The following is an 11,871-nucleotide window of genomic DNA, read 5'->3' on the forward strand; positions in this document are numbered from 1 at the left end:
CTGGTGGCGGCTCAGGGGTTCTGCGCGGGGCGCTGGCGGCGCTGCTGGCCTTCACCGGAGGCACCGCCACGCGGCCCGCTCGCTCCCGAGCGGGGCCCGCTGGCGCCCGGGCGGGGGCCGCGCGCGGCCGCAGGGGCACCGGGCAGCTGCACGGCCATGCCGTCCTGCAGGCGGTCCCCGCCCTCGGTCACCACGCGTTCGCCCTCCCGGAGCCCTTCGGCGATGGCCATGAGCCCCACGGTCGCCTGGCCGCGCTTGACCTTGCGCAGGGACACGGTGCGGTCTTCGTTGATGACATAGACATAGTCGCCATTGGCGCCCGTGCGCACGGCCGTCACCGGGACCACCACCGCGGGCACGTTGCGCAGCAGCAGCTGCACGTTCACGAACTGGTTGGGAAACAGCGCCCCCGCCGCGTTCTCGAAGCGCGCCTTGGCCTTGACGGTACCTGTGGTGGTGTCCACCTGGTTGTCCAGCGTGGAAAAAAGGCCCTTGTCGAGTTCGGCCTTGCGCGTGCGGTCCAGTGCCGTCACGGCCAGCGTGGGCGCCGCGCCCTGCGCCGCCCGGACATCGCCCACGCGGTCCTGCGGGACCGAGAACTGCACGTCGATCGGGGCCACCTGGGTGATGGTGGCGATGCCCGTCGCGTCGCCCGATGTCACATAGTTGCCCGCATCCACCGTGCGCAGCCCGATGCGGCCCGTGGCGGGCGAGGTGATGCGCGTGTAGTCCAGGTTCAGGCGCGCCGTGCCTTCCTGGGCCTTGTCAGTCATCACCGTGCCTTCAAGCTGCTTGACCAGCGCGGCCTGCGTGTCCACGTCCTGGCGGGCGATGGAGTCCTGCGACAGCAGGGTGCGGTAGCGCTCCAGCGTGAGGCGCGCATTCTCCAGCTGGGCCTCGTCCCGCTGCCGGGTGCCCTGGGCCTGCATCAGCGCCTGCTCGAAGGGCCTGGGGTCGATCTGCGCCAGCACCTGCCCCTTCTTGACCATCTGGCCCTCGGTGAAAAGCACCTGCGTGAGCATGCCCGACACCTGGGGCCGCAGCGTGACGGTGGTGGCGGGGATCACGGTGCCCAGCGCGTCGATGACCACGGGCAGTTCCGCCCTGCGCGCCACCGCGTCGCCCACGGTGACCATGGGGCGCCCGCCCCCGGGCATGCCCCGGCCGGGCCCGGCGCCCTGCTCGCCGCCGGAACGCTGGACGAGGTACCAGGCAGCCCCGCCGACAAGGCCCACCAGCACCAGGGCCAGCAGGCTGCCCACCCATCGCGAGCGCCGGGGCGGTGGGGCCGCGGGGGCGGGCGGAATGGCCGATGGCGGGGGCGCGTTGACGTCTTGCGGGTTCATGGCGGTCCTGATTCGTGTTCTTGGGCTGCGGGCCGGACTGGGGGAATGACAACAGGCGGCGGCGGAGATCGCGCCATGCCTGATCGTAGAGAGTCAATTCAAGCTTTGCCTTGAACGCTGTGCGAAGAAAAGTAAACCTGGGAGGCCGGGCGCCAGGGCACCTTCCGTTCCGGGCGGGCGGCGTCCCCACATTCCCCGGAGTTTGCATGAAATCGGGGGCCCAAGGCCCTGCAGGCCGCACCGCCATCCTGCATTTCGCGGCAGCCAGGCCGCGTTTCGTCGCAAGGCGCTGGCGGCCCCGGGCGGGCGGCGGCACAGTCCGCTCCATCGAACGCGCCAGGAGCATCCCATGCAACTCACCCCCGTCATCGCCATCCACCTCGCCGCCGCCCTCGCCGCCACGGCCATCGGCCCCCTCGCCCTGTGGGCGCGCAAGGGCGCCACCCAGCGCCCCCGCCTGCACCGCGCCGCCGGATATGCCTGGGTCACCCTCATGGTGGCCACCGCGGTCTCCGCCATCTTCATCAGCGGCGGCAATGGTCCCCGCTGGGGGAGCTTCGGGCTCATCCACCTGCTGATCCCGGTGACGCTGGGGATGCTGGTGCTGTCCTTCATCTACCTGGCCCGGCGCAACATCGCCGGCCACCGCGTGGTCATGCAGCGCATCTACATCGGCGCCTGCATCGTCGCAGGCGGCTTCACCCTGTTGCCCGGGCGTTTTCTGGGGCACTCGCTCTGGAGCCAGCTGGGCCTGCTCTGACCCCGCCCCTTTCCAGCCCCCACATCCCCTCCACACCAAGGAACCACACCATGCTGCTCAATGTGATTGTTCACCAGCCCCAGGCACTGATCCAGATCGTCACGCACACTCCCTACTGGGTCTGGGGCCTGCTGGCCGCCCTCGTGGGGCTGGGGGCCAGCCAGCTGTGCGACCGCACCGCCAGCCTGCGCCGGACCCTGCTCATGCCCGTGGGCATGGCCATCTTCTCCGTGGCGGGCGTCGTGTCGGCGTTTGGCGGCGCGGGCCAGACGGCGGCGCAGGCGGTCGGCGCCTGGCTCGTGGCCGCGGTGCTGATCGGCGCGCTGGCCCTGTGGTTCCAGCCCACCGCGCCGGCCGGCACGCTCTACGCGGCCTCCTCGCGCAGCTTCCACGTTCCGGGCAGCGCGATGCCGCTGGCGCTGATCATCGGCATCTTCCTGACCAAGTACTTCGTGGGCGCCGAGCTGGCCCTGCAGCCCTCCCTGGCCCGGGACGGCGCGTTCGCCCTGCAGATCTCCGCCCTCTACGGCGTGTTCAACGGCCTGTTCGCCGCCCGGGCACTGCGTCTGTGGCGCCTGGCGCAGCACAGCGCGGTCTTCGGCGCCTCGCCGGTGGGCACCTGAACCCCGGCCATGGCCGTTGCCTGCCCTTCCCTTCCCTGCCTTGCCTGACTGTTTAGGAGAACCCGCCATGCGCCAAGAACCGACCTTCAACGACCCCATCGAACGACTGGCCCGCAAACGCGCCGGCGCCAAGCTGGGCTGGTACATGCACGCCAGCGTCTATCTTCTGGTCAACCTGCTGCTCGTCACGCTGTCCGCCAGCAGCGGCCGCCACTGGGCCGTCTACCCCGCGCTGGGCTGGGGCATCGGCCTGGCCGTGCACGGCATCGTGGTGTTTCTGCTGGCTGGTGGGTCCGGCCTGCACGAGCGCATGGTGCAGGCCGAGCGCGACCGCATTGCCCAGAACCACAACCCATCCTGAGCGAGGCTCCATGAAACAGCTGCACATCCACCACCACGTTTCCCTGATCCTGGCGGGCCTGCTCGCCGTGTGCGCCAGCCTGGCGCAGGCGGGTACGGGCCTCATGGAGATTCCGGGCATGCAGGGCGACGGCCCCGTCACCGTGTACTACCCCAGCAGCGCACCCGACGAGGCACTGCAGCGCGGCCCCTTCAGCCTCCAGGCGGCCTGGCAAGGCGCTCCGGTGGCGGGCAACGGCCGGCTGGTCGTGGTGTCGCACGGCTCCGGCGGCAACCCGTGGGTGCACTCGGACCTGGCGCGCGCCCTGGTGGGCGCGGGCTTCGTGGTGGCCCTGCCCGAGCACGCCGGCGACAACGCGAAAGACCCGTCGACCCCCGGCCCCGAAAGCTGGAAGCGGCGCCCGGCCGAGGTCTCGCGCGCCATCGACGCCATCGCCAAGGACGCGGCCCTGGCGCCCCTGCTGTCGCTGGACCGGGTGGGCATGTACGGCATGTCCGCCGGCGGCCACACCGCCCTCAGCCTGGCTGGCGGACGCTGGTCGCCCGCCTTGTTCCGGCAGCACTGCGAAGCCCACATCGCGGACGACTTCGCGACCTGCGTGGGGCTTGCCACCGAACTCAAGGGCAACCTCCTTGACGGCGTGAAGAAGGCCGTGGCGCTGGGCGTCATCCGCCAGCGTTTTGACGACGCCGCCTGGCAGGCCCATGGCGAACCGCGCATCGCGGCCGTGGTGGCGGGGGTGCCGGCCGCGGCGGATTTCGACATGGAGTCACTGGCCAGGCCGCGCGTGCCCCTGGCGCTGATCACCTCCGGGCACGACCTGTGGCTGGTGCCCCGCTTTCACAGCGACCGTGTGCTCCAGGCCTGCGCCGACCGCTGCACCCTGCTGGCCGCCCTGCCCGACGCCGGCCACGGCGCGCTGCTCTCCCCACCGCCGCCCCGGGACCGGATGTCCGCGCTGGCGGCGCGGCTGCTGGGCGACCCGCCGGGCTTCGACCGCAGCCAGATGCACGCTGTCGACCTGCGGATCGTGCGCTACTTCGAGCAGCACCTGCTGCCGCTGCCGCGCCGTGGCGCTCCGTGACCGCATGACGCGGCACACCCGTTTCGCCATGAAGCCCGTGTCCGCATCCCCCTTGCCGCAGTCCTTCTGGCCCATCAGTCCCCGCCACCTTTACGCCATGCTCATCCCTGCCATCCTTCTCCTTGCCGGCTTCGCCGCGCTCGCGGCCGCCATTGCCTGGGGCGGGCCCCGGGACATCGCCGCGCTGGACAGCGTGAACACGCCTTTTGCGGGCGTGGACTTCAGCCAGCTGCCGCCCGTGCAACGCTACACGGCACGCGACGGCACGGCGCTGGCCTGGTACGGCTACGCCCCCGTGGCGGCAGCCGGCGCGGAGCCCCTGCGGCGCGTGGTGCTGATCCATGGGTCTTCCTCGCGGGCTCGGTCCACCCATGTGCTGGCCCAGGCGCTGGCCGCATCCGGCTATGCGGTGGCAGCGCTGGACATGCGGGGGCACGGCGAATCCGGCCCGCGCGGGCAGGCTGCCTATGTGGGCCAGATGGACGATGACCTAGAGGATTTCCTGCGAGCCGTGTCCCACGCTGGCCCCCAGACGCTCATGGGATTTTCCGCCGGGGGCGGCTTCGCCCTGCGCATTGCGGGCGGCCCCCTGCAGGGGCTTTTCGACCGCTACGTGCTGCTCGCCCCCTTCCTGCACCAGAATGCGCCCACCGCGCGGCCGGACACTGGCGGCTGGGCCGCGGTGGGCGTCCCCCGGCTCATGGCGCTGACACTGCTCAACCAGTTGGGCATCGCCTGGTGGAACCACCTGCCCGTGCTGGGTTTCGCACTGGACGAAGCCTCGCGCGCCGGGCTCACGCCGCACTATTCCTACACGGTGGCCAGCAACTTTCGCCCGCGCGGCGACTACCTGAGCGACATCCGCAACGCCCGTGGCCACATCTGCATCGTGGCCGGCCAGGAGGACGAGCTGTTCCACGCCGAGCGCTATGCCGGGCTTTTCGCCCAGGCAGGCAAGCCCGTGCCCGTGACACTGGTGCCCGGCGTGAACCACATCGGCCTCACGCTGAACGCGCTGGCCGTGCGCACCATCGCCCACGCCTGCCAGGGCTGAGCCCGCGCGGCGCCCGCCTAGAATCGACCCCTCACCATGCCCCAACCCATGACCCCCGACGACATCGAACAACTGGCCCGCCGGCGCGCTGGCGCCAAGCTGGGCTGGTATGTGCACGCCGCCGCCTTCGTCGTGGTCAACCTGGTGCTGTTCAGCCTGTCGCGCTACGGCTTCGGCAACCGGCCGTGGTCGGTGTTCCCGCTGCTGGGCTGGGGCCTGGGGCTGGCGCTGCATGGCATCTCGGTGTTCGTGCTGGGCACCGGCAGCGGCCTGCGCGAGCGCATGGTGCAAAAGGAGCGCGAGCGGCTTTTGCGCGACCAGCAAGAGCGCAACCAGCGCTAGGCCCCACGGCCTGCGCCTTCGACCACCACGCCCGCGCCGCCATGAAAATCGACTGGATCGAGAAGCTGCAGCACCTGCTGCAAGTGCTGGCCTTCTGCCTGGCCATCGCGGCCCTGCAGTACGCCTTCCAGCCCGAGAAGGCCTACGACATCCCGGCCCGCTACTCGCTGGCCATCGGCTCGCTGACCTGGGCGCTGATCGACTTCGGCCGGCACCTGTTTCCGTCCAGCAAGGAGACGGGCTGGCCCACGGGCCTGTCCGGGTTCCTGCTGCCGTTTGCCAGCATCGTGCTGGGCTACCTGGGCGGCACGCTGCTGGGCGACTGGTGGTGCGGCAGCTCGTCGTGGGACCAGGGTGGCCGTGCGCAGCTGCGCATCTCCATTGGCATCACCGTGGTGGCGGGGTTCCTGGGCACCTACTACTTCTACACCAAGAGCAAAAGCGCCTGGCTGCTGGCCAAGGTCAACGAGGTGCGCAGCCAGGCGAGCGAAGCGCAGCTCAAGCTGCTGGAAACGCAGCTCGAACCCCACATGCTGTTCAACACCCTGGCCAACCTGCGCATGCTGATCGGCACCGACCCGGCCCGCGCGCAGGAGATGCTGGACCGCATGATCGGCTACCTGCGCGCCACGCTCAGCGCCTCGCGCAGCACCCAACACCGGCTGGAGAACGAGTTCGAGCGCCTGCGTGACTACCTGGAGCTGATGGCGGTGCGCATGGGCCCGCGCCTGGCCTACACGCTGGACCTGCCCGACGCGCTGCGCGATGTGCCCGTGCCGCCGCTGCTGCTGCAGCCCCTGGTGGAAAACGCCATCCGCCACGGGTTGGAGCCGCAGGTCGAGGGCGGGCACATCACCGTGCGTGCCAGCACGCGGCAGAGTGACAGCGGGGCGCTATTGGTGCTGGATGTGACCGACACCGGCGCGGGCCTGCCCGACACCCTGCCCACCCCGGGGCCGGGGCAGAGCTTTGGCCTGGCCCAGGCGCGTGAGCGGCTGGCCACACTGCACGGAACGGCGGGCACTCTGAAATTGATAGCTGGCAGCGCTGGCGGGACAAGCGCTACGGTCACTTTTCCCTTGAAATCGAGCCCGTCGACCACCACCCCATGACCCAGCCTGCCGTGCGCGCCCTGATTGCTGAAGACGAACCCCTGCTCGCCGCCGCGCTGCAGCAAGAGCTGGCCCGGTCCTGGCCCGGGCTGCAGGTCGTGGCCACCGTGGGCGACGGTCTGTCCGCCGTGCGCCAGGCCCTGGCGCTGCAGCCGGACGTGCTGTTCTTCGACATCCGCATGCCCGGCCAGAGCGGGCTGGACGCGGCCGTGGAACTGGCCGACGCCTGGCCAACGGAAGGCCCCGCGGGCCGCCCCTTCCCGGCGCTGGTGTTCGTGACCGCCTACGACCAGTACGCGGTGCAGGCGTTCGAAGCGCAGGCGGTGGACTACCTGCTCAAGCCCGTGCAGGCCGCGCGGCTGCAAAAAACGGTGCAAAAACTGCAGCTGGCGCTTGCCAGCAAAGCGCCAGCCGCTATGGATTTTGAAGCAACCATGGCCCAGTTGCGGAACCTGCTGGTGGCGCCCGGGGTGGCGGCCCCCGTTGCCGCAGCTGCGCCCGCTGCACCGGCGACGGGCACGCCGCTCACGCTCATCCAGGCCAGCAGCGGCAGCCAGATCCACATGGTGCCGGTGGCCGACGTGCTGTATTTCGAGGCGGCCGACAAGTACGTGCGGGTGCTGACCTCGGCCCGCGAGTACCTGATCCGCACCCCGCTCAAGGACCTGATCGGCCAGCTCGACACCCAGGTGTTCTGGCAGATCCACCGCAGCACGCTGGTGCGCGCCAGTTGCATCACCACCGTGACCCGCGACGAGGCGGGCAAGCTGCACCTGGAGCTGGCCGGACGGCCCGAGAAGCTGCCCGTGAGCCGCCTCTACGCCCACCTGTTCAAGGCGATGTAGCGGCGCGCCCGCGCCCGGGTGTCAGCGATTGGTGGCCAGCAGCAGGCCGCCCGCCCCCATGAAGAAACCGCCCGTGGCCTTGTTCAGCCGGACCACGCCGCGCGAAGTGCGGATGAAGCGGCGGATCTGGCGCCCGCCGGCGGCATACACGGCCGTGGAGACGAACTCCGCCGCCAGGTACACGGCGCCCAGCACCACGAACTGGCGCACGGCCGGCTGGCTCGGGTCGATGAACTGCGGGAAGATCGCCGCGAACAGGATGATGGCCTTGGGGTTGGTGATGCCCAGCAGGAACTCCTGGGTGATGAGCGCCTTCAGCCGCACCGGGGCGCCGGAGGATTTCACGTCGCCGCCCTCGACCACCTCCAGCCCGCTGAACTCACGGCTGCGCCATGCCTTCCAGCCCAGCCAGAAGAGGTAGCAGGCGCCCACCCACTTGACGACCGTGAACGCCATCTCGGATGCCAGCAGCATCGCCCCCAGGCCCACGGCCGAGATGGCCAGGAAGATGGCGAACGCCGCCACCCGCCCCAGCGTGGCCACCAGCGCCGCGCCGATGCCCGCGCGGATGCCGTTGTTGAGGCCGCAGAAGTTGTTGGGGCCGGGCGTGAGCGCAATGGCCACGGCCACCGGGGCGAAGAGGAGCGCGTCCATGGGGTGTCCTTCAAGAGAAATGGGCAGGCAGGGTCGCCCAGTTTAGGGCTGTCAGCACTATTTTTGCTGGCATCGCAACCCGAAGGGGAGGCCGCCCACTGCATCCCATCCAGGCCACTCGTCGTTGCGTTCCTAGCCAAGGCCCCGGCCTTGGCACTGGCGAAAACAGTGTTGACGGGCCCTAGCGAGGCCGGGCCAATGTCGCCACGCTGTCCCAGGGCACGCCCGGCAGCGCCTCGTAGTGCGCCACCACCACCAGCCGCGCCGGCTGGCGCGCGGCTTCGGCCAGGGCCTGGCCGAGGTAGCTGACCGAAGGCTTGTCGAGCCCCGCCACCGGCTCGTCGATGAGCGTGAGCGCGGCCCCGCTGGCCAGCGCGGCGGCCATCAGCGCCTTGCGCCGGCTGCCGGTGGACAAGGCAAAAAAAGGCTTGTCCAGATGAGGTTCCAGCGAGAACCCCTCCACATGCGCCGCCAGGGCGGCGGCGTCCCACCGCGCGCAGTGCGCAGGCAGGCTGCCCAGCCACTGGCGCACCGTGAGCGGGTCCAGCGCCGTGGCGCGCGGGTCCTGCCAGAACACCTGCGCGCGCCAGGCCGCGGCAGGCACCGCCCCCCGGCGCACGCCGCGCAGCGTGATATCGCCCGCCTGGGGCGCCAGCTCACCCGCCAGCACGCGCAGCAGCGTGGTCTTGCCCGTGCTCTCGTCGCCCTGCACCAGCGCCAGCCCCGCGGGCCATGCGAGGCTGAAGCCCTCCAGCACCGCGCACTCCGGGTAGGCAAACCGCAACCCCTGCACCTGCAACACCACGCTGTCGGCCACCATGCATCCTTGCGAAAAAAGAAGAAAAGAGGGGATTCTAGGAGGCCGCCGGCCTCGCGCGCCGCGCCCGCAGCCAGCCCCCGGCCTGGTTGACCACGAGCCCGCAGAGCACGGCCCCCGCTCCCGCCCACTGCAGCGGCGCGGGCTGCTCTCCCAGAAAGGCATATGCGGCCCACAGCCCGACCACCGGCACCAGCAGCGAAAACGGAGTGACCCGCCCGGCGGGGTGGCGCTGCAACAGCTGCGTCCACAACGTGTAGGCGAGCAAGGTGGCCAGCAGGGCGAGGTACAGCACGGCCGCCAGCGCCACGCCGTCCACCGCCCGCAGCTGCGCGAGCACGCCCTGCGCGCCATCGGTCCACAGCGCCAGCGCGAAGAAAGGCACGATCGGCACCGTGCTGCTCCACACGATGAACGGGAACGGCCCGTACGGCCCCGCCGTCGCGGCACGGCGCGCCACGAGATTGGACACCGCCCACATGAAGGCGGCCGCCAGCGTGAGCACGAAGCCCGCGAGCGTCATCTGCCCGGGGCCTTCGCCATGGGCGAGCCCGATGGTCATCAGCCCCGCGAAGGCCAGCGTGAGGCCCCACCACTGCCAGGGCCGGGCGCGCTCGCCCAGCAGCGGGGCGGCCAGCAGCAGCGTGAAGAAGGCCTGCGTCTGCATGACGACCGACGCCATGCCCGCCGTCATCCCCAGCTGCAACCCCAGGAACAGGAATCCGAACTGGCCCAGGCCCTGGGCCAGCCCATAGCCCAGCACGAACCGCCAGGGGAGCGCCGGGCGCGGCACGAACAGCAGGAAGGGCAGCGACGCGGCCGAGAACCGCAGCGCCCCCAGCAGCATGGGGCTAAGCCCCTGCAGGCCCAGCTTCATCACCACGAAGTTCAGCCCCCAGATGACCACCACCGCCAAGGCGCGCAGCAGGTCGCCCCGGCTCAGCGCGGCGGCATTCATGCGGACACCACGCGGCTGCCCGCCGCCACCGGACGCCCCTGGCGTTCGCGCGCGGCCACGAAGGCGTCGAAGGCCTCGCTGCTGGTCTTGGCCGGCACGTAGCCCAGCACCTCCTTGAGCGCCGTGTTGAGCAGCACCGGGCGATAGCGCAGAAAGTCGAGCTGCTCGGGCCCGTAGCGGCTCACGCCCAGGGCCGACCCCATCGCCAGCGCGGCGCGCAGCAGGCCCGCCGGCAGGTCCAGCACCGATTTGCCCAGGCGCGCCGCGATCTCGCGCAGCGGCAGCGCGCCATCGCCCGCGAGGTTGAAGCACCCGGCGCGGCGCGTGCGCAGCGCGTGCACGATGGCACCGGTGACATCCTCGTCCCAGATGAACACGAACGGACTGGCGCTGCCCCGGATGGCCAGCAGGCGCCGCTTCTCGAACAGCGCCGTGATCTGGTTGTCCACCCGCTCGCCCAGGATGGTGCCGATGCGCAGCACGGTCTGCGCGAGTTGCGGGTGCTGTGTGCGGTAGCGCGCCAGCATCTCCTCCACCAGGCGCTTGTGGTGCGCATAGGCAAAGACTTCGTTCCCCCGCAGCGCGTCCGTTTCGCGCAGCCAGTCGGGATTGTCGGCGTGGTAGCCATAGGCCGCGCCGCTGGAGCTGACGACCAGGTGCCGCACGCCCGTGGCCACGCAGGCGTCGAGCACGTTCTGGCTGCCCAGCACGTCCACGGAGTATTCGAATTCGCGGTTGGAGCCCTTGCCGGGCGTGACGATGGAGGCCAGGTGCACCACGCTGTCGATGGCGTGCTCGGCCAGCGTTTGCGCCAGCGCCGGGTCGCGCACGTCCTGCACCACGTAGGTGACGCCGGGCAGACGGCGCTCGGCGGGCACTTCGCGCACGTCGGCGGCGACGATGACGGGGGCGCCCCCGCGCGCCAGGGCCGCCACCACGCCGCGGCCCAGGAAACCGTCGGCCCCGGTCACGAGAATGCGCGCCATCATGCGCCGCCCTCCCGCACGGCATGGGGCACCACGGGCGGCCGCCGCCCCCACCATCCCGCCAGCGCCAGGCCCGCGATGATGTCCCAGAAGCCCCAGACGCCCGCCACCACGGCCATGCCGCCCAGGCCGCCGAAGAAGCTGAAGATCAGCACCAGGCCCAGCCCGGCATTGCGGATGCCGACTTCGATGCTCACGGCGCGCCGGTCGTAGTCGGACAGGCCGCTCAGCCGTGCACAGGCATACCCGGTGCCGAAGGCCAGCGCATCGTGCAGCGCCACCGCCAGCAGCACCAGCCCCACGTAGTCGAGAAAATAGCGCCAGTTGCCCGCCACCGCACCGATGATGAAGCCGATCAGGCAGACGAAGCTCAGGATGCGCACGGGCTTGTGCACCCGCCGCGTGAAGCGGGGCAGCTTCTCGGCACACAGGATGCCCAGCACGAACGGCAGCCCGATGATGGCCACGATGTGGCCCGCCATCTCCAGCGGGTCCAGCGCGATGCTGCGCAGCAGCGGCGCCGCCGTGGGGTGCATGCCGCCCCAGAAGGCGAAGTTCAGCGGCATGAGCACGATGGCCAGCGCGTTGGAGATCGCCGTCATCGACACCGACAGCGCCACGTTGCCCCCCGCGCGGTGCGTGAGGATGTTGCTCACGTTGCCCGGCGGGCAGCAGGCCACGAGGATCATGCCCAGCGCGATGCTGGGGCCGGGGGAAAGCAGCAGCGTGAGCACGAAGGTCACCGCCGGCAGCACGATGAACTGCGCGGCCACGCCCACCGCCATGGCGCCCGGCATGCGCAGCACGCGCTTGAAGTCGGCCACGCGCGTGTCCAGCGCGATGCCGAACATGAGGAAGCCCAGCACCACGTTGAGCACCACGAGCGATGCGGGATTGAAATTGAGCCGGATTTCGTCGACAGGCAGCAT

At 70.8% G+C, this 11,871-nt stretch carries 14 protein-coding genes; 8 read left to right on the top strand and 6 right to left on the bottom strand.

All coding sequences use genetic code 11. From position 1 onward, the window contains the following. Positions 1–11: 11 nt before the first annotated feature. Positions 12–1,346, bottom strand: coding sequence for an efflux RND transporter periplasmic adaptor subunit (locus AC07PV_RS20815; RefSeq protein ID WP_218293822.1), 1,335 nt, complete (start codon positions 1,344–1,346; stop codon positions 12–14). A gap of 349 nt (positions 1,347–1,695) precedes the next feature. On the opposite strand from AC07PV_RS20815, the gene AC07PV_RS20820 reads away from it, so the two are divergent. The 8 genes from AC07PV_RS20820 to AC07PV_RS20855 all read left to right on the top strand — a co-directional run bounded on the left by AC07PV_RS20820 (position 1,696) and on the right by AC07PV_RS20855 (position 7,527). Further along, complete coding sequence (locus AC07PV_RS20820; protein WP_492245757.1) at positions 1,696–2,106, top strand: DUF2306 domain-containing protein; 411 nt, start codon at positions 1,696–1,698, stop codon at positions 2,104–2,106. A gap of 50 nt (positions 2,107–2,156) precedes the next feature. Beyond that, positions 2,157–2,729: a DUF6622 family protein gene (locus AC07PV_RS20825; protein ID WP_218293820.1), complete on the top strand. Its 573-nt coding sequence runs from the start codon at positions 2,157–2,159 to the stop codon at positions 2,727–2,729. A gap of 67 nt (positions 2,730–2,796) precedes the next feature. Next, a complete protein-coding gene (locus AC07PV_RS20830; protein ID WP_218293819.1) occupies positions 2,797–3,090 on the top strand; it encodes a 2TM domain-containing protein in 294 nt (97 codons plus the stop codon). Between the two features lie 10 nt (positions 3,091–3,100). Continuing rightward, positions 3,101–4,174, top strand: a complete 1,074-nt coding sequence (locus AC07PV_RS20835; RefSeq protein ID WP_494631216.1) for an alpha/beta hydrolase family protein — start codon at positions 3,101–3,103, stop codon at positions 4,172–4,174. Positions 4,175–4,202: 28 nt separating this feature from the next. After that, the gene (locus AC07PV_RS20840) at positions 4,203–5,228 is read left to right on the top strand and encodes an alpha/beta hydrolase (RefSeq protein WP_494631217.1); all 1,026 of its coding nucleotides are present in this window, start codon (positions 4,203–4,205) and stop codon (positions 5,226–5,228) included. A 36-nt stretch (positions 5,229–5,264) separates the two neighbouring features. Then, positions 5,265–5,570: a 2TM domain-containing protein gene (locus AC07PV_RS20845; RefSeq protein ID WP_218293817.1), complete on the top strand. Its 306-nt coding sequence runs from the start codon at positions 5,265–5,267 to the stop codon at positions 5,568–5,570. Positions 5,571–5,611: 41 nt separating this feature from the next. Further along, positions 5,612–6,682 (top strand): sensor histidine kinase, encoded by a 1,071-nt coding sequence (locus tag AC07PV_RS20850; protein WP_492245761.1) that lies wholly within the window; start codon positions 5,612–5,614, stop codon positions 6,680–6,682. Continuing rightward, the gene (locus AC07PV_RS20855) at positions 6,679–7,527 is read left to right on the top strand and encodes a LytR/AlgR family response regulator transcription factor (protein ID WP_494631219.1); all 849 of its coding nucleotides are present in this window, start codon (positions 6,679–6,681) and stop codon (positions 7,525–7,527) included. The genes AC07PV_RS20850 and AC07PV_RS20855 overlap by 4 nt, the downstream gene beginning before the upstream one ends. 21 nt (positions 7,528–7,548) lie before the next feature. On the opposite strand, the gene AC07PV_RS20860 is transcribed toward AC07PV_RS20855, so the two are convergent. From AC07PV_RS20860 to AC07PV_RS20880, 5 genes are all read right to left on the bottom strand, one after another. Further along, positions 7,549–8,181 carry a LysE family translocator gene (locus AC07PV_RS20860; RefSeq protein WP_369641858.1) on the bottom strand — a complete coding sequence of 211 codons (633 nt, stop codon included), beginning with the start codon at positions 8,179–8,181 and terminating at the stop codon, positions 7,549–7,551. A gap of 181 nt (positions 8,182–8,362) precedes the next feature. Continuing rightward, positions 8,363–9,001: an ABC transporter ATP-binding protein gene (locus AC07PV_RS20865; RefSeq protein ID WP_255594526.1), complete on the bottom strand. Its 639-nt coding sequence runs from the start codon at positions 8,999–9,001 to the stop codon at positions 8,363–8,365. 34 nt (positions 9,002–9,035) lie between these two features. Further along, on the bottom strand, positions 9,036–9,956 hold the full coding sequence (locus tag AC07PV_RS20870) for an EamA family transporter (RefSeq protein ID WP_218293813.1): 921 nt from the start codon (positions 9,954–9,956) through the stop codon (positions 9,036–9,038). Continuing rightward, positions 9,953–10,945, bottom strand: coding sequence for an SDR family oxidoreductase (locus AC07PV_RS20875; RefSeq protein ID WP_494631220.1), 993 nt, complete (start codon positions 10,943–10,945; stop codon positions 9,953–9,955). The genes AC07PV_RS20870 and AC07PV_RS20875 overlap by 4 nt, the downstream gene beginning before the upstream one ends. Continuing rightward, positions 10,942–11,871, bottom strand: a complete 930-nt coding sequence (locus AC07PV_RS20880) for a bile acid:sodium symporter family protein (protein ID WP_218293811.1) — start codon at positions 11,869–11,871, stop codon at positions 10,942–10,944. The genes AC07PV_RS20875 and AC07PV_RS20880 overlap by 4 nt, the downstream gene beginning before the upstream one ends.

Source organism: Acidovorax sp. GW821-FHT09A11 (genome assembly GCF_059418365.1).